The organism is Streptomyces sp. NPDC059851, assembly GCF_042732005.1.
In the GTDB taxonomy this organism is placed as follows: Bacteria; Actinomycetota; Actinomycetes; order Streptomycetales; family Streptomycetaceae; genus Streptomyces.
The window spans coordinates 1-16,480 of the sequence record NZ_JBHWJJ010000167.1 but is presented as its reverse complement, the minus strand read 5'-3'; the positions used below and the strand labels follow the sequence as shown (position 1 = coordinate 16,480).

Annotated in this window: 10 protein-coding genes and 7 pseudogenes; 7 read left to right on the top strand and 10 right to left on the bottom strand. The window is 69.8% G+C overall.

All coding sequences use genetic code 11. The annotated features are described in order from the left end of the window. Nucleotides 1-230: 230 nt before the first annotated feature. Together ACFV7Q_RS34630 and ACFV7Q_RS34625 are read right to left on the bottom strand one after the other, a co-directional pair. Nucleotides 231-422, bottom strand: coding sequence for a hypothetical protein (locus ACFV7Q_RS34630; protein WP_385434827.1), 192 nt, complete (start codon nt 420-422; stop codon nt 231-233). Nucleotides 423-576: 154 nt separating this feature from the next. Next, nucleotides 577-1,470, bottom strand: coding sequence for an alpha/beta fold hydrolase (locus ACFV7Q_RS34625; RefSeq protein ID WP_385434825.1), 894 nt, complete (start codon nt 1,468-1,470; stop codon nt 577-579). 122 nt (nt 1,471-1,592) lie between these two features. Here ACFV7Q_RS34625 and ACFV7Q_RS34620 point away from each other — a divergent pair, with 122 nt between their 5' ends. Further along, entirely contained in the window at nt 1,593-1,727 is a 135-nt protein-coding gene (locus tag ACFV7Q_RS34620; RefSeq protein ID WP_385434823.1) for a hypothetical protein, read from the top strand. A gap of 118 nt (nt 1,728-1,845) precedes the next feature. On the opposite strand, the pseudogene ACFV7Q_RS34615 reads toward ACFV7Q_RS34620, so the two are convergent. Both ACFV7Q_RS34615 and ACFV7Q_RS34610 read right to left on the bottom strand, forming a co-directional pair. After that, nucleotides 1,846-2,190, bottom strand: a pseudogene (locus tag ACFV7Q_RS34615) (transposase); the annotation flags it as partial. A gap of 61 nt (nt 2,191-2,251) precedes the next feature. Next, entirely contained in the window at nt 2,252-3,367 is a 1,116-nt protein-coding gene (locus ACFV7Q_RS34610; RefSeq protein WP_385434821.1) for an AI-2E family transporter, read from the bottom strand. Nucleotides 3,368-3,478: 111 nt separating this feature from the next. Here ACFV7Q_RS34610 and ACFV7Q_RS34605 point away from each other — a divergent pair. From ACFV7Q_RS34605 to ACFV7Q_RS34595, 3 pseudogenes are all read left to right on the top strand, one after another. Then, nucleotides 3,479-3,886, top strand: a pseudogene (locus tag ACFV7Q_RS34605) (transposase); the annotation flags it as partial. Between the two features lie 517 nt (nt 3,887-4,403). Beyond that, nucleotides 4,404-5,216: pseudogene (locus ACFV7Q_RS34600) on the top strand (HEAT repeat domain-containing protein); the annotation flags it as partial. Between the two features lie 194 nt (nt 5,217-5,410). Further along, nucleotides 5,411-5,509: pseudogene (locus ACFV7Q_RS34595) on the top strand (HNH endonuclease); the annotation flags it as partial. Between the two features lie 347 nt (nt 5,510-5,856). Here the strand turns inward: ACFV7Q_RS34595 and ACFV7Q_RS34590 are convergent. The 4 genes and pseudogenes from ACFV7Q_RS34590 to ACFV7Q_RS34575 all read right to left on the bottom strand — a co-directional run. Further along, nucleotides 5,857-6,327, bottom strand: a pseudogene (locus ACFV7Q_RS34590) (polyphosphate kinase 2); the annotation flags it as partial. 82 nt (nt 6,328-6,409) lie between these two features. After that, complete coding sequence (locus ACFV7Q_RS34585; RefSeq protein ID WP_385434819.1) at nt 6,410-7,009, bottom strand: GPP34 family phosphoprotein; 600 nt, start codon at nt 7,007-7,009, stop codon at nt 6,410-6,412. A 338-nt stretch (nt 7,010-7,347) separates the two neighbouring features. Next, a pseudogene (locus tag ACFV7Q_RS34580) lies at nt 7,348-7,835 on the bottom strand (hypothetical protein). A gap of 183 nt (nt 7,836-8,018) precedes the next feature. Beyond that, a pseudogene (locus ACFV7Q_RS34575) lies at nt 8,019-8,320 on the bottom strand (hypothetical protein). A 521-nt stretch (nt 8,321-8,841) separates the two neighbouring features. On the opposite strand from ACFV7Q_RS34575, the gene ACFV7Q_RS34570 reads away from it, so the two are divergent. The 3 genes from ACFV7Q_RS34570 (at nt 8,842) to ACFV7Q_RS34560 (ending at nt 11,660) form a co-directional block, all read left to right on the top strand. After that, nucleotides 8,842-9,732 carry an SDR family NAD(P)-dependent oxidoreductase gene (locus ACFV7Q_RS34570; protein ID WP_385434817.1) on the top strand — a complete coding sequence of 297 codons (891 nt, stop codon included), beginning with the start codon at nt 8,842-8,844 and terminating at the stop codon, nt 9,730-9,732. 77 nt (nt 9,733-9,809) lie between these two features. Beyond that, complete coding sequence (locus tag ACFV7Q_RS34565; RefSeq protein ID WP_385434815.1) at nt 9,810-10,388, top strand: TetR/AcrR family transcriptional regulator; 579 nt, start codon at nt 9,810-9,812, stop codon at nt 10,386-10,388. An 837-nt stretch (nt 10,389-11,225) separates the two neighbouring features. Then, nucleotides 11,226-11,660, top strand: coding sequence for a hypothetical protein (locus ACFV7Q_RS34560; protein WP_385434813.1), 435 nt, complete (start codon nt 11,226-11,228; stop codon nt 11,658-11,660). Between the two features lie 2,223 nt (nt 11,661-13,883). On the opposite strand, the gene ACFV7Q_RS34555 is transcribed toward ACFV7Q_RS34560, so the two are convergent. Together ACFV7Q_RS34555 and ACFV7Q_RS34550 are read right to left on the bottom strand one after the other, a co-directional pair. After that, nucleotides 13,884-15,407, bottom strand: a complete 1,524-nt coding sequence (locus ACFV7Q_RS34555; protein ID WP_385434811.1) for a heavy metal translocating P-type ATPase — start codon at nt 15,405-15,407, stop codon at nt 13,884-13,886. A 666-nt stretch (nt 15,408-16,073) separates the two neighbouring features. Next, entirely contained in the window at nt 16,074-16,373 is a 300-nt protein-coding gene (locus ACFV7Q_RS34550) for a DUF1490 family protein (protein ID WP_385434809.1), read from the bottom strand. Nucleotides 16,374-16,480: the final 107 nt, after the last annotated feature.

Sequence of the window (16,480 nt, the reverse complement as noted above, 5' to 3'; positions counted from 1 at the left end):
GGGCGCGCGCTCCGGCGCGGGGCGGGCCGGGGGGCCCCCCGGGCGGCGGGGTGCCCCCCGCCACGGCCGCGGCCTGAGCCGAAGGGCGCATCTCCGCCCGGACGCGACGCGACCCTGACTCGTGCCCGGCAACCGCAACGACTGCAGGGCCTGGGAACTGTCCGGAGCGAAGGAGGCCGTCGGCAACACCCCCTCGGCCGGTCCGGCTCAGCGACCGGCCAGCGGTTATGTCATGCCCACTCCATGCCTAGCTCGCGCAGAGCGGCGAGCTGCTCGGCGGTGAGCCCGTCCCACCGGGTCTTGGGGTTGCGGACCCGTACGCCGAGCTTCACGGCGGCGCGCTCCGCGACGTTGTCGACGGCGATTTCTTCGCCGTGGCCGCGAGCGGCACCGGCCGCCCCGTGCCTTACCGCTCCACCCACTGGGCCAGAGCTGCCAGGCCGCGCTGGAACCCTCATGCGCCTTGCCGTCCCTCTTCACCGAGGGCCCGGCCGTTGGGCGCCTCAAGCGGCTGGACGCCCAAGGGCGGACGGACGTGGTGGTCACGGCGGAACGGTGCCGGGGATCGGCATGGGGTCAGGGCCGGACGGACCGCTCCACTTCGTGGAGGAAGTCCGGCACCCGGTCGTTGAAGATCTCGACCGGGATGCCGTGTCCCGCACCGGGCACGACCTCGGTCCGTATGTCGGGGATGAGGTGTTGCGCGCGGGCCTCGGCACGGTGGGAGTCCATGACCCGGTCGGCCCCGCCGAGCAGTACGAGAGTGGGCACCTTGATCGAGGCCAGTTCCTCATCGCTCATGCGCTGCGGCTGAGGCAGCCTGATGCGGAAGCCGTTGATCGCGTCCAGCGACAGCCGCATCCCCGCCTCGGCCTCCTCCGCGGTCACGCCGGTCTCACCGATGAGGCGGGTGAACCAGCGGCGCTGGAAGCTGTCGGAGCCGCTGACGGCAGCGGCGACGGCGCCCAGCAGAAAGCCCGGCTTGAGTGGGGCGAGGGCCCGGGGCGGGTCGTACACGGCCACCGACGCGATCCGCTCCGGGACGAGTACGGCCTGCTGGAGGGCCACCCAGCCGCCGTACGAATGCCCGACCAGGTGAACGCGCTCCAGACCGAGTCCGGCAAGGGTCGCCTCCAGCCAGGCAGCCGTGTCGTCGGCGCTGCCGATCGGAAGGCTCTGCGAGCTGTAACCGGGCTCGCCCACACGGTCGACCGCCAGTACGCGTCGGCCTGCCCTGGCCAAAGGCTCGACATGGGGGGCCCATTCGGCGGGGGTCGCGCTCTGCCCGTGCAGCAGTACGACCGGAGTCCGCTCGCCCGCACCGTAGACGTGGACCCGTGTCCTTCCGAAACGGGTGGGTACGTCGTGCTCCTCGCGCGGCTCGGGCCAGTAGGCCATGGCCCGGTCGTAGGCCGCCAGTATGCGCGTCCGCGCCGCGTCATCGGCGAAGGAGCTAATCCGTGCGGTCATGGTCGCCTCCCCTAGAACAGGAACCCGTGCGGTCCCTCCGTGATCTTCGCAGGAGGGCGGCACAGGACGCTCAGCGGGGCCAAGCGCCCAGGTCGCCGCAGCGCTCGCCGTGGACGGCACGCATGCTGATCCTCGACGACCTCAGCCGGCTGCGAATGGACCGCGCCGCCGACCAGGACATCGTCCTGGTCGGCGTGGCGATTGCGGTCCACGGGCCTACTACGACAGAAAGCGTCGCGAGGGGAAGCACCCTGTGACAGCTCTTTCGTCCCTCGCCCGACGGCGCATCGACGTGCTCTTCGCCGTGCTCCGCGACGGCACCTTCTACGAGGCCCCAGCCCCGTCGCGGCTTGACGAAGACCATGAGGGCACCATTTTCGCGCGTATGTGGGCGGGGTTGAGCACGGCTCGGGACAGATCGAGGAGCCCGGAGTCGTCGAGCCGATACAGGATCTCCTCGTGGAGCAGACCCCGGACCCCCGCCCTCGACCAGATCAGGAACCGGCGGCGGGCCGTGGACTTCGATATCCCGAAGCAGGGTGGCAGGGCCCGCTAGGCCGAGCCCCTGACCAGCACATAGATGATCGCCGCGAACAGCGTCTGATCAGGCGTGTCCTGCGTGCCGCCGCCCTGCGGGCGGACCTTCGACGGCGGGACTAGCGGCTTCGTGATCTCCCACAGCCCGCTCGGAACGATCCAACTCCACATACCCCGCCCCATGACGAGCCCAACGACCCATGGCCACATAGACACGGCCCTCAGCGGGCGGCCCACCGGCGGGTCACGACGTGACGGGGACGGCGGTGTGCGCCTCGTCGGGGTCCGGTTCCGGCCTTTCGTCGCCGAGCTGCTCACGCAGGTAGTTCCAGAACACCGCGATGAGCGCGGCCAACGGGACGGCGAGCAGACTGCCCACGATGCCGGCCAGACTGCCGCCGAGAGTCACGGCCAGCAGGACGACGGCGGCGTGCAGACCGAGTCCGCGGCTCTGGATCATGGGCTGGAATACGTTTCCCTCCAACTGCTGCACCACGACGATGATTGCCAGAACGATCAGCGCGTCAGTGACGCCGTTCGACACCAGTGCGATGAGAACCGCGACCAAGCCGGCGAACAGGGCGCCCACGATCGGCACGAACGCGGAGACGAAGGTCAGCACTGCGAGGGGAAGGACCAAGGGGACGTCGAGAATCCACAGACCCAGGCCGATGAACACGGCGTCTAGGAGACCGACGAAGGCCTGGCTGCGCACGAACGCTCCCAGGGTGTCCCAGCTCCGCTCCGCCACGATCGGGACGTCGACGGCGAGTCGCCCGGGGAGCTGGCGGCTGAGCCACGGAACGAACCGGGGCCCGTCCTTCAGGAAGAAGAACATCAGGAAGAGGGCAAGGAAGGCCGTGACCACGCCGTTGAGCACCGTGCTCACGCCGGTCGCGACCGCGGCGGCCATGCTGCCGATGCTGTTCTGGACGCGGGCCATAGCCGTATCGAAGGCGCCGGAGATCTCGTCGTCGCCGATGTTCAGCGGCGGCCCGGCCGCCCACTCACGCAGTCGCTGGATTCCCTCGACCACGCCCTTGGAAAGCTCCCCGGACTGGGAAGCGACCGGCATCGCAATGAGCGCGATGATGCCGGCGACGACCAGCATGAACGAGACCGTTACGACCCCTGCCGCCAAGGCGGGAGGCCAGCCGTGCCGCCGCAGGAAGCGAGTCAGCGGCCAGGTCAGGGTCGTGAGAAGCAGCCCGACGATGAGCGGCCAGACGACCGACCACATGCGACCCACGATCCACAGGGTCACCCCGGCTATCAGCAGGACCAGCAACGACTCGGCGGACACGCGAGCCGCTGTGCGCAGCGCGGCAGCGGCTTTCGTGGAACTCAACGTGGCAGACATGGGCCCACCCTATGGACCCGCCGGACCCCACTCCGGGCCCACCCCCTGCTCTTTGGGGCGTGCCGGCGCCTGACCCGACGGCAAGTCGCAACCCATCGGCACAAGAGCCTGTTGGTTCGGTATCCTGCCGCACTCGACCTCCCGCACGCCCTGGTCGAGTGCGGCAGGGTGCTGACCATCACCCGTGGGGGTGACCGACGGTGCAAACTCCCACCGCACCGGCGTGCGCTCGTCGCTCTTGTGTACCTGCGCCGCCACGACGCCCTCTCCCGCATCGCGGCCGGCTTCGCCCCGGGCCTTCTCAAAACGCTGCGCGAGCACGATCCGGACGTCGTCCTGCTGGACGGGACACTCGTTGAGTGGGACGGCGTCGGCGACGGCCGTGCCGACTACTCCGCCAAGCACCGCCGGCACGGCGTGAACGTCCATGCCGTCACCGACTCCGCCGGTGAAGCGCTGTGGATCTCGCCCGCCCTACCGGGCCGCACCCACGACCTGACCGCCGCCCGCAGACAAAGGCCGACCTCACCCTGGAGAGGCAACGCCGAAGAGGCTCAGCGACTGCGGTGAGGGGGTACGGCGGTGATCTTGAGCCTATCCAGCGTGCTGTTTTGGAAGCAGAGCCGATGACGGCCGGGCTTGGTGGAAGGGTTCATCGTTGGCTGGGGGGTGTCTCCATTGCTTTCCGTGCTTCTTTCCGGAACGCGTTGACACCACCCCAGCAGAACTCATCGGCAAGGCGGACGCTTTGCCGTAGGCGTGGACAGACACACCAGTCGTCGGATACGAGGTCTGAGCGGGATCGGCGGCCGCTCCGTTCCGGGAACGCCGCTGAGGGCTGCCATGCACCTGCGGCAGAGGAGCCCGGTGCTCCTGGTGACCGAAGCCTTAGCTGTGCTGGCTGTAGCTCGTGTCGGTGTGCTGGGTCGAGCTGCTGTCCCTGCGCGAGGCGGTTGATTCGGGTTCGCCCGCGTTGGTCGAGGCCCTGCTGAGCAGCAGCATCCGGGACAGGTACCCGGCGTCCGAGCTTCTGGAGATGCGGGATCTCGCGCGCAGATGGCACGAGGCGGGGGCCGAAGCCGAACTGCGGCGCCGCACCGGCTCCCAGGAGGATCTTGTCTGTACCAGGGTCCAGGACGATGAGTACTACACAGTCGGCGAACTCACTGTCGGCGGAATGACCGTGCGGGACGGGCACGGGGCGATCCTCACGGACCTGGAGGAACTGCTCGGCATCCGTGCCTCGTGCGAGGAGCTCATCGCACGCGCTCTGGACCGCGACCAGGGCCACACAGTGTGGGGACGGGCCGCGATCGTGCTGTCTCACCGACGTGAGCAGGAGACCTGGACGGCCGCCGAGACCTTGCGCGCTGATGCGGACCCGTCCCGCCGGTTGTTCGGTGCCGAGCTGATGCGGTTGATCGAGCTCTTCGCTGACAGCCACGAGGAAGAGTGCTGCGTCCTCGCCGTGGACGCCCTCACCGACTGGTCGGCCGAGGAGACGGACACCGCTGTCCTCGCAACGGTGCTGTACGGACTTGATTCGTACGCCGGACCGCGTGCCGAAGCGGCCCTCCTGGCGCACGCCGGCCACCACGACGCTGGCGTCCGGCAAGCGGCGGCCGCCGGGCTCGGCACGCGCGTGGACTCCACGTACCTGTCCGACGAGGCTCGTGAGGCACTACTGACGCTGATGACCGACCCTGATACAGACGTACGGATCGCGGCCTGCCGCAAGGCCGGCGAGGCCGGGAACGGTGATCCCGCGCTGACCGACGCCATGGCGGCTCTCCTTGACCACCCGGAGCGCCGGGTCCAGCTTGTGGCCGTGTACTGTCTCGCACTCCACGACGACGAGCGGTGCGTGGAAGGGGCGGACCTTCTGGGCCAGCCGCGGCCCGGCTTCCGCGACGAGGAAATGGCCTGCCTCGACGTGGCGTGGGTATCGATGGCGCTGCGACAACAGTTGACGTCAGCCTGCCCCTGTTGTCAGGTGCTTCGGAAGCCAGGGAGACCGCACTCTTCGAATGACGCTCCCCGCCAACTGGAGCTTCCGCCTGGACAGCGGCACGTCGGGATGCCTACGCCAACGACCAGAACGCCTCGACAAGCCTGGTCGCGGTGACGGCCCGCTCGAACAGGTGTGTCGACCAGGCTGGGGCAGACGGCATTGATGCGTATGCCGTGGGGTGCGGCTTTCGAGGGCTGTGCTCTTGGTCGTGACGATCTCGGCGGTGGTGGTGGCCGTGGTTGCCGTGGTGGCCACGTAGCCGGAGAAGCCGGGGACTCCGATCAGTCCGGCGCCGGAGGACACGTTCACGATCGCCCCGGAACCCTTCGCCGTCATGCGCCGGCGAAGCCCTCGCCCCCGTCGGCGACCCCGATCAAACTCTCGGCCTGTACACCATCGACCCCGGATCACCGTCGGAAAACGCCCTGCGCATGCTCGCCGACCGATTCGCCGGCAACACCCACGGCGAAGCCGCCGATCATGAGCAGTGAAGTCGGTTCACCCCGATGCGCCCGTCGGCCCGTCTGCGGGATACCAGTGCTAACCGGAGTCGAGGGGAGGGGGTGGGGGTGGAGGCGGGGCCGAGGGGCAGGCGGACGAGCGGGGTGGGTGAGAGGTCGGTGGGTTCTTCGCCGGCTTCCAGTCGGCGGCGCCGACGATGAGGGGATCGGCCAGCCCGCGGCCGCTTCGTTCTTGCGGTCGTAGTCGATGCGAAAACACCGGGCTGCGGATCGCCTCCAGCCGGTCCGGCCGTTTGTCGTTGCTCTTGACCACCGTCTACGGCGCGTGGTCGGTGTCGGTTGCCCGGAACGTCGTGACCTTCGTTTCGCTGCAGGCGTCCCACCGGTCCGGTGAGGCCCGGTCTGTGGGGGAGAAACTTCCACTGCCGCACGGGATCGACCTGCCCGATCGCGAAGCGGGTGCGCTGCTCGGCGCGGGAGACGGAGAACGCATGCGTAGCATCGCTGGGCGGCCGTGTGGCCGCTCATCGTCGGCACCGGACTCGATCAGCTCCTGGAAGCAGGCTCGGCCTACGGTCCGCGCCAGAGGTTGGCGAAGGCCGCGTTCTCGATGGTCCGCCTCTGGCGTACGGCCTCCAGCTCCATCACCGCGTCGTGCACGGCGGCCACCACGATCGTCACTGCCTCGCCATCGAGGTCGATGTCGTCGGAGGATCGTTCGTCGTCAATGCCCACGACTGCGGCAAGGGCGGTCAGGACGGGTTCCATCTCTTTCCAGCGGTCGGCTGCGCGGCGGCGCGCAGGCGTATCGACCGGCTCCAAGCTTTTTGAGCCGAAGGACAACCGACTGCTTCGCTGCGGCTTCAGTTCACCCTCCTCCACTAGGGCGACCTGGTACGCGGCCGAGAGGTCTCGGCCCCGGCGCCACAGCCAGTCCTCGATCCGCTCGTAGGGCGCCTGCCGAGCAAGAGCTGCCGCAGCCTCGCCCAGGAATCGGTCGTCCAGCGGCGGTCGCCCAACCGGCACAATGCGGTCGCCGTCCACGGCGACCGCTCCCGCACCGATCAGATCGATCAGCTCGGCTCCCGCGAGTGCGAGGGACAGGTCTCCCTGTCCCACGGAATGCTTAAGGTCCATGGCGATGATGAACAGGTCTTTCGCCGTGGTCATGAACGGCTCCCCTCGCAGACATCGACAACGGTGCGTCCTCACCGACCGCGCCCGCGTCCGGGGCAGCCCGGCGGCGGGGCCACTGGCAGGATTACACCGTTCCCACCGCCCCGGCCAGCACGCCGGCCGTCACCGAGGGATTGGGTCGCCGGGAGGGAACTCGATGGGGACCGTCATCGCCTCCGCCCATCCGGAAGGACGACGGTTTCACCGACTGCAGCACAGTCACTGCCGTCTCCCCTGCTTCTGAGCGCGGTTGGCTCTCGGCGCCGTCTGCTGTCGGCTCATTGTTCGGTAGTCAGGTCCTCGGTGGTGGGCGGGCGGGCGGGCTGGGCGGTTCAGGAGAGCCAGTCGCTGTAGTGGGTGGGGGCGATGCGGGCGTCGCCCTTGGCGGTGAGGGCATCGTCGTGGACGGCGGCGAACAAGCCGGCGGTGTCGTCGGTGACGACCGTCCGGCCGTCGGGGTGGGCACTCAAGGTGATCCGGCCGAGTTCGTCGAGTGGGAAAACGTCGGGCCCGGCGACGTCGAGGGTGCCATTCAGAGGGGGCCCATGACGACGTGCCCCACCCCGCCTTTGCTGCCAGCGGCCAGGAGGTTGTCCATCGAGGTCTGGAAGAACGCCGGGGACGCCTCGTCGAAGGTCGGGCAATTCGTCAGGTTGACGACCACGTCGGCGCTGGCCACTGCCTCCGCGACGCCCTGGCCCGTGATTACGTCGACACCTGTGGAAAGCGAGTGCGGCACGGCCTCGTGCCCGGCTGCGTTCAGTTTCTTCACGACCTGCGACCCGATCCGGCCGGTACCGCCGATGACTCCGATGTTCATGGAGCACCTTTCGTCCCGCACCGATGCGTCATGCGCCCAGATTGCGACCGTGCGCTGCGTGGCCCACCCGGGCCCGTGCGCTCCTCGACATGCCGGTGGCACTGCGTGCCGGCGGCAACGCTGACGGCAAGGGGTGCGTATGGGCGACGGACAAGTAGGTAGATCGAATGCCTGGCAAGGCCGTCACGCGCCTTGCGCCTTCGGCGCCTCGCAGGCGGAAGGCGCACAGTGGACGTGCGGTCGGTGCTGGTCGACGGTCACGTCGTGTTCGCGGGGGTGGTCTCGCGGCGTACGACCTCGTATCCGCCCTCGTCCAGGACTGAGACGGAGGCAAACCAGGCAGGGCCGTCTTGGCCGGGCTGGATGACGACGAAGGTGGTGTCGGAGTCGTGCAGATCGCCGATCAGCATGAACAGGGCGCTCTCGAACCGGTTACCGACGTGATCGCCGTTCTCGCCGTCGGCGCAGTGGTACCTGGCGGCCACTGAACCCTTCCCACACGTGTGCTGCCCAATGCCGTGAGGGCCGCGGCGGCCCGATCCCGCTCCACCGCCATCTCCGCGGCCGCGCCCGAGCGGCCGCCGTGGCTGCCCCGGCCACCCCGGCCGACCAGCCGTGCCCGCGCATCAGCGGGGGCCTGCGCCCGGACGAGGGCAGAGGGGGCGGCCGGTAGGGCGAGCCAGGGGCGTGGTTGACGGCCAAACCCGGCGGGACGCCGTCCTCGCCGGTCCCCGCGTCTGGCCACGGCGGCCCGGTCCCGCTCCGCCAACTCCTCACCGGCCGTGCCCTGTTGGGTCGCGAGACCGTGGTGGCGAGCGCGCCGGACCCTGTATTGACGGTCACGTGGTCCTCAGGACGCACGTCATGCCAGTTCCCCATGGATCGACTCCTGCCGACCGGCTGGCCACCGCTGCCGCTGGAAAGCTCAACCGGATGGTTCATCCGGATGTGATAACGTCCCAACAAGTGGATGACCTATCCGATTGATGGCAGGGTGGAGGAGCGCATGAGGAACACAGCTGTGGTCACGGCAGGAACAGGGGGCATCGGCCTGGAGACGGCTCTGGGGCTTGCCGCCGCCGGCTTCGCGGTCACGGTGGTCGGCCGCGACGCCGAACGCGGAGCCAAGGCCATCGAGCGGATCAATGCGACGGACCCGGCACGCGCGGCCCGGTTCCTGTCCGCCGACCTCGCCTCGCTCGACCAGGTCCGTGCGCTCGCCCACAGGATCGCTGCCGACCACGCCGCCTCGGGGGAACCGCTGACGGTTCTGGTCAACAACGTCGGGGCGATGTTCGCCGAGCGCCAGACCTTCGACGGCCTGGAGGCGTCGTTCGTCGTCAACCACCTCTCGCCCTACCTGCTGACCGAACTGCTGCTGCCCACACTCACGGCCGGCGCGCCGAGCCGGATCGTGAACGTGACGTCGGGTGCGGTCGCCGTAGCCAGGCGAGTGTTCGACGCCGTCGAGCCGCCGGGCGGCTACTACGGCTTCCACTGGTACGGTCGCGCCAAGCTCGCCAACCTGGCCTACACGTTGGACCTGGCAGCCCGGCTGGACGGCACGGGCGTGTCGGTCTTCGCCGCCGATCCCGGAGGGGCCGCGACCGACATGACCAACGGCACCATGGCCGACCCGAAGATCGTCTCGCCCGCCCTGCGGCTGCTGTGGCCGCTGGTGCGCCGCACATTCGAACGCTCGACTTCGGGTCCGGCGTCCGCGGCGGCCAAGCCCTCCATCGCGGCCGCCACCGACGACGCACTGACCCGCCGGACCGGCATCGTCATCGGCGCCCGGGCACACCCAGTCGCCCCGTACCGTGCCGCGACTGACCCCCGCGTCGCCGAAGCCGTACGCCGACTCAGCGAACGACACGCGCCGCTTGCCCTCACCTGAGCGTCCCACGTGCGGAGAAGCGGGCACGAGGCGGGCGACCGAAGCATCCGGATGAGCCATCCGATTAGCATGGCCCCATGCCGACGCCGCTACGCAAGGACGCAGCCCGCAACCGGGAACAGATCGTCTCCGTCGCCCGCAACCTGGTCGACGAGGGCACACCACTACAGCTCAACGACGTCGCACGTCGGGCGGGACTAGGGGTCGGCACCGTCTACCGGCACTTCGCCACGCCCGAGGCGCTGCTGGAGACCGTCGCCACCCCCTGCCTGGAGGCCCTGGCCGCCCACGGCCAGCAGGCGATGACCGACGCCGACCCCTGGCGCAGCCTCACGGGCTTCCTCTTCCACACCATCGCGGCGCAGGTCACCGACGCCGCCCTGCCCCCGGTCGCCGCCGCGGCCACGGACGCCCTCCCGCGCACCACAGAACTCAAGAAGTCACTCACGTCGGCAGGCGCCACACTCCTCGCCCGGGCCCGCGAGGCCGGAGTTGTCCGCCCCGACCTCGCCGCCGCCGACCTCGTCCCGCTCATGTGCGGCATCGCCCACGCCGTGAGCGTCCACGGCGGCACCGCCGCCGACCAGGTCGACACCGCACACCGCTACCTCGCCGCCCTCTTGGAAGGCCTGCGCACGACACCACCGAGCGCGTAAGCGATCCGCCCGGCGGCTTCCGTGTGTGGACGCGGCACGCCTGCGGCGGCGCCGTCCCGTGTCCTGGTGCCGGGGAGCACGTCACGCTGTAGGACCGTCAGCCGGTCCAGCAGCGCCCGCGCCTGGACCGGAATCTCGTCCGCTACTGATCCCGCGAGTGAGAGGTGCGGCGCACCCATGCGTCGGTCAGTGCTGCGAGCGTGGCCGTGCCGGCCTCGCTGTCTTCGAGCTGCCCGGTGTAGGCATGGAGGCGGTGGGCCCTTCTGGCCACGACGCGTCTGCCCCGGCCAAACGTGCGAGTTCGCCCAGGGGCGAGGGTGAGCTTTCGGACTGCTGGATCCAGCTGCTCAAGTCGCCTGTCGCCCCGCGGGTTCCTCAATGGGCATGGTCGTCGATTCGCCAACGGCGCCGTCCTGCTCGAGGATCTCCTGGCTCGCCGTTCTGTCAGGTAGACGCCCCGAACGGCTTGCAGGACTGTGGCGGGGCCCGCTGCCGTGCGGGCGGTACTGAGTCTTTCGGTGATTCGGTCGATCACGTGGCGCTGTTCCTCGTTCACCTGCCAGCAGGCTGCGGTGCGGCGCTGTTGTCGCCCCGGCCATACTGGGGGCCGGGGCGGGCATCTCGAAGGCTAGTGGCACCGCCGGACGCCCGACGAATTCCCCTCCCAGGAGCATCGGACAGATCGCTCGGTTAAGGACGTTCGCGCACCTTCTCTGGGAACTTCCCGCCATCCTGGACGCGCTTCCGGCCGATTCGCCCACTCTCGGCCTGTCAGAACTTCCGCCGATGCTGTCATGTCCGCAGCACGGTTGGTCAAAGGTGGCAGAGAGGGAAGACATGCGGAAGATCGCTTCGGTCATGGCGCTCGTCCTGACGGCCGGAATCGCCGTGATCGGCCCGTCGAGCGTCAGCGCGGCAGCAGCCGAGCAGAGCGTCACTGAAGACGTGTGGAACGAATCCTGGTGGAGGCCCGCCGGCTGGAACGTGGTGAAGATTCACCGCTACATGAAGGCCGACGGTCACCACTACGTCACCGGATACATCAATGCGCCGAACGGAACGTCCGCGTTCTACTACGACCGCTCATACAACGGTGGCAAGACGTGGGAATCCTTCGTTGACCGGCGCTACGTGAACGGGACGAACCAACTGCCCGAGAAATACAACGACGGAGGAGTCTGGTACCGGGTATGCGGAGCGAGCGAATGGCTTAACAACCCCTACGGCAATCCCCAGTGGGGATACAACATCGCCTGCACAGCCTGGTACTGATCCCCGATTAGCGGATGCCATCCGCGGTTCACCGCGTGCACGGTGGTCTCATCTCGAGCTCCCTCGGGACCTGCAGGTCGAGCACGGTTCCTGGTGGGGTGATCTTCTGGGATCGGGTGCATGAAGGCAGGGCCTCTTGGCAGCTCGGGGGTGCGAACCGCGAACGACCAAGGTCAGCCGGATGCGTGGACTACGTCCGCAAAGACGACGCAGCCGTCGGCCGCCCCGACACCGTCGAACTGCAACCCGTAGACCCGAGCGGCCGGGCCCGCTGCCGGACACGACGAACCGTCCGCGCACCGACGGTGCTCCAGCGGCGGGGCCTGGCTCGCTCTCGACCGGGACGTGTATGCGGTCACGGCGGGGTGGAGCGCAGGGCGACGCTGCCCCGACGTGCCCCTTGACGGCAAAATGGTGGGTTCACGGGCCTACAGGGCGAGATCATCGAGGGCGACGGGGCTCGAACCTCTCACTGCTGCCGTCGATGCTATACCGGCCGTTCCCAATGGAGCTGAGTCCGGCACAGCTGAAACGGGACGCCTGCTGGCAGAACTTCTGCGCTTTGCTGCCCTCCTGGACCAGTGGCGAACGGGTATTCCAGCCCTTCGGGGCGGCGAGTTCGCTGGGGATGGCTTGGGCCAGCTGAGAGGGGTTGAACGGGGCGTCGACAGCGCGGCTGCCGCCGGCGCTCTTGCCGTCACCGCCAGTCCCGTCGTCCGAGCAGCCCGCCAGAGCCATCCAGCGTGAATCCCACGGCCGCAGCACGCATCGTTCGAAATGTCATCGCGCCTTCACCCATCCATGATCACCTGTCAGCCGTACTTGAATATCAGGGGTCTCCCACCCGCACGACCGCCCGGCGCCCTGATCGCCCCTCCCGGCCTCCCGTTCGCGGACGGTCCCTCCGGCGTGGCACGGCGGCCCGGGCCGCCGCAGAGCGGGGGCGGGCCGCGCCGACGCGGGTACGCCCGGGCGGTCGGGGATGAGCGGGCATCGGTGCTGGGTGGCGGCGGCGGACCGGCTGACGGAGGCCCTGGGGGTACCTCTGCCGCGGTGCCGGCAGCGGGTGACCGCGGTGGCGGTCGGCCACCTCGCCGCCGCCGGTCTGCTGGTCCGCCACGGGGGGACGAGGACTTCTCGGACGTGCACCCGGGCAGCTTGAGCGGGACGTCGCGCGCGGTGCTGGTGGTGTGCAGGGGCGAAGACGCTGATGGACAGCCGAGTGGCAACCGTCGCCGCCGGAGGCGCTGTGCCGGTACGGCGCGTAGTTGACCGCGACGAGGCTGTTCTGATCCGCCTTGCTCCTGTTCGAGGGGGCCGTCACCGCCACCAGCCAGCCGCCTGCCGAACCGTCCCGGCCTGCACCCGCCTCCCTCCTCCGGGCCGGCGTAGGCCGCCGTCACGAACCACGCCCGCCCGTCGGCGCTTCCGCGGCGGCGCCTCCAGTCCGGCCTGCCACGGGCGCTGGCGTGAGGCGGAGCAGTAACGACTGCTGGGCATTGCGGCCGGCTGCGGAGCTACGGAGTAGAGTCACGCCCACCGCCGTAGCCGTACCGTGTTGAGTTGATCGGAGAGGGCCGCCACCGCCGGGCCATGGAGGGTGGTGGCCCTTTGTCGGGCTTGCCCGGCCGCCGACGAGCGACCCCTCAGATCGCCCCCGATGGTGGTGGGTCCGGGGCGGGGGCGCGCGCCGTCCACATGGCGTGGCGCGCGGTGTGCGACCGGGCGTCCGGAGTGCTCGATGGGCGGGTCATGACGGACACGTCCCTGCACAGACGGTGTCCTGCTGGGGGAACGCCGCAGCATCCGATTCTGGTTGCGAGCCCGCCCGGCTCCGAGCAGGGCGACGTGGTTGCATCTCCCGCTCGCAGCAAGGGGACATGATCGCCATGTAGACGCACCGCAGGGCGGCGGTCTTTCACCGCCCGACAGGGACGCCGCTCCCCGCTCGCCCTCGACCGGTCGGCCAGGACCGGGTGCTGCTGGCGGATGTGGGGCGGACCGCTCGGGTGGGGCGGGCCGCGGTGGTGGACTGGCGCCGGAAGCAGCCCGACTTCCCCGCCCCGGCCGGTGGCACGGACAACCAGGGCCCTGCGCGCCTGGACGGCCTTCAACCGACGTCATCCGCCGTTGAATTTGTACCGACGAGGAGCTCTCGTTGGCTGGGGCGGCTGGACGGTCATCCCCGATCCGCTCCTTGGCTGTCTGGTGCGGGGCCAGGCGTCAACGGACCCGGTGTTCCTCCATTGGTGCCCGCCGGAGTCTTTCGTCGCCGACGCGCGGCAGGTGCGGGGTGTGGTTGACCAAGCGGGCCGAGTTGCCGACGACGGCGATGCTGCTGGTGTTGTGGAGGAGGGCCGCGAGTACGGGGTTCATGGAGCCGCCGGCGCCGGCCACCAGGCCGAGCAGGTTGACGCCGATGGCGAGGCCGTAGTTCTGCCGTACGACGCGCAGGGTGTGGCGGCTGAGTTCGACGACGGCGGCGACCTGGCGCAGGTCGTTGCCTGCGAGGGCAATGTCGGCGGTTTCGAGGGCGACGTGGGAGGAGTGTTCGCCCATGGTGATGCCGATGTCAGCGAGGGCGAGGGCGGGTGCGTCGTTGGTGCCGTCGCCGACCATGGCGACGGTGTGGCCCTCGGTCTGGAGGTCGCGGATCACCTGGAGTTTGGCCTCTGGCAGGGCGTGCGCGTGCACTTCGGTGATGCCTAGGGCGTCGGCGACGACCTGGGCGGTCTCCGGCGCGTCGCCCGTGAGGAGGATGAGGCGGGACACGCCGAGGCCGCGCAGCTGTTGGATGACGGTTTCGGCTCCGGCCCGTACGGCGTCGGACACGCCGAGCATGCCGATCAGGTCCTGGTCGTGGGCGAGGCAGATGACGGTCTCGCCGCCGGCCCGCAGGCGGTCGGTCCAGCCCTGGGCCTCCTCGGTCAGTCCGACGCCGTGCTGGCGCAGCAGTGCGGGGCTGCCGACGAGCAGCCGGGTGCCGTCGAGTTCCGCGCGCATGCCCATGCCGAGGACGACTTCGCACGCCTGGTGGATGGGGATGTGCAGGTGCTGTTCCTCGGTTCGAGCCACGATGGCCTGGGCGAGCGGGTGGCGGGCGTGCAATTCACCGGAGGCGGCCAGGCTGAGCACCTCGTCGGCCGTGACGTCCTCGCTGAGGGTGACGACGCTGGTGACCAGGGGCTTGCCGAAGGTGAGCGTGCCGGTCTTGTCGAAGACCACGGCGGTGACCCGGCCGATGCCCTCCAGGTGGGTGCCGCCCTTGATGAGGGTGCCGCGGCGGGCGCCGTTGCCGATGGCGGCGCTGATGGCGGTCGGTGTGGCCAGCCCGGCGGCGCACGGGCAGGCGATCAGCAGCATGGTCATCGCGCGGCGGGCATCCCGCGTGACTACGTACGTCAGCGCGGCCAGCGCGAAGGAGACCGGGACGAAGCGCTGGGTGAAGCGGGTGGCCAGGGTCTGGATCGGGGCCCGGTCGGACTGGGCCTCCTCGACCCGGCTGATGATCCGGCCGACCGTGGTGTCCCGGCCGACGGAGTCCGCGCGGACGGTGAGCGATCCGGAGGTGACGATGGTGCCGGCGTAGACGTGGGCGCCTTCGCGGGCGTAGACGGGCAGGGCCTCGCCGGTGACGGCTGCCTGGTCCACCAGCGCCTCGCCCGAGAGCACGTGCCCGTCGACCGGGATGCGGTGGTGTTCGTACACGGCGACCACGTCGGCGGGCTCCAGGTCCTCCAGCGCCACCTCGACCTCCACTCCCGCGCACGAGCCAGACCCGCTCCTCGCCGATGGTGAGCAGGTCCTCGATGGCGCGGCGGGTGCGGCGCAGGGTGAGGGTCTGCAGGAATTCGCCGATGTTCAGCAGCCACAGGACGGTCAGGGCGACCACGTTCTCGCGCAGCACGAGCGAGATGACGGTGGCGGCGGTGACCAGGGTGTCCGTTCCGGGGCTGCTGCGGCCGCGCAGGGTGCGTAGGGCGCCGCGGAAGAAGGGCAGACCGGTGAAGATCGTGATGGCTCCGAGGAAGCCAGAGGAGCCGAGGGTGAGCCGGGGCCGGCCGAGTAGGCGGCGCAGGGCTACGAGGGCTAGGACGGCTCCGCCGACCACCAGGCGGGCGACCTCCCCGGTAGAGGAGTCGGGCAGGGAGCGGGAGGGCTTGGCCGCCACCACGGCGGCTGGCGGGGCTTCCTCTAGGGCTGTGACGAGGCGGTCGACGTCCAGCTGATCTGGAGCGACCCAGATCACGACACTGCCGGTGCGCGGGAAGATCCGCAGGGCGCGGAAGCCGCTGATCCCGGTGAGGCGGTCATCGACGAGTCCCGCACAGCCGGGGCGGTCACGCAGCCACGGAACGGTCAGGCGCGCCCGGCCCGAGGCCACGGAGCGCACCAGCACGGTCGCCGTCATGATCAGTGCTCGTGTCCGTGATCGTGGTTCTCGACCTTGACCGCGGAGGGCGGTGGCACCTCCTCGCCGAGGGAAGAGCGGGCCTCGGCCAGCATGTCACCGGCCTTGAGGCGGGCCTCCTCGGTGGCCTCGGCCAGCCATCGGCTGGCGACGATCCCACCTGCCAGGCCGCTGATGAGCGCCTTGCGGGCGGCAGGCTTGGCGGCCGGAAGGTTCTTGATGATCAGCGCGCCCACCACGCCGGACACCGTGTAGTGAGCCAGCTTGCCGGTAGCGGCGCCGAGGATTGCGAGGGGATGCATGGACAGCTCCTTCCGTCTGCGCCGGTCAGGCGCGACGGGACCTCCCTTCCAGCTGACCCCAGCTGGTTCACGTGGTCGATCTGGGGCTTCCGCGCCTTCCTCAGACC

What these genes read in the sequence shown, in the direction of transcription:
- ACFV7Q_RS34620 (WP_385434823.1), top strand. Translation starts at nt 1,593, where the DNA reads ATGCTGATCCTCGACGACCTCAGCCGGCTGCGAATGGACCGCGCCGCC.
- ACFV7Q_RS34610 (WP_385434821.1), bottom strand. Translation starts at nt 3,367, where the DNA reads ATGTCTGCCACGTTGAGTTCCACGAAAGCCGCTGCCGCGCTGCGCACA.
- ACFV7Q_RS34585 (WP_385434819.1), bottom strand. Translation starts at nt 7,009, where the DNA reads ATGACCACGGCGAAAGACCTGTTCATCATCGCCATGGACCTTAAGCAT.
- ACFV7Q_RS34560 (WP_385434813.1), top strand. Translation starts at nt 11,226, where the DNA reads ATGCGGAAGATCGCTTCGGTCATGGCGCTCGTCCTGACGGCCGGAATC.
- ACFV7Q_RS34550 (WP_385434809.1), bottom strand. Translation starts at nt 16,373, where the DNA reads ATGCATCCCCTCGCAATCCTCGGCGCCGCTACCGGCAAGCTGGCTCAC.
- ACFV7Q_RS34570 (WP_385434817.1), top strand. Translation starts at nt 8,842, where the DNA reads ATGAGGAACACAGCTGTGGTCACGGCAGGAACAGGGGGCATCGGCCTG.
- ACFV7Q_RS34565 (WP_385434815.1), top strand. Translation starts at nt 9,810, where the DNA reads ATGCCGACGCCGCTACGCAAGGACGCAGCCCGCAACCGGGAACAGATC.
- ACFV7Q_RS34625 (WP_385434825.1), bottom strand. Translation starts at nt 1,470, where the DNA reads ATGACCGCACGGATTAGCTCCTTCGCCGATGACGCGGCGCGGACGCGC.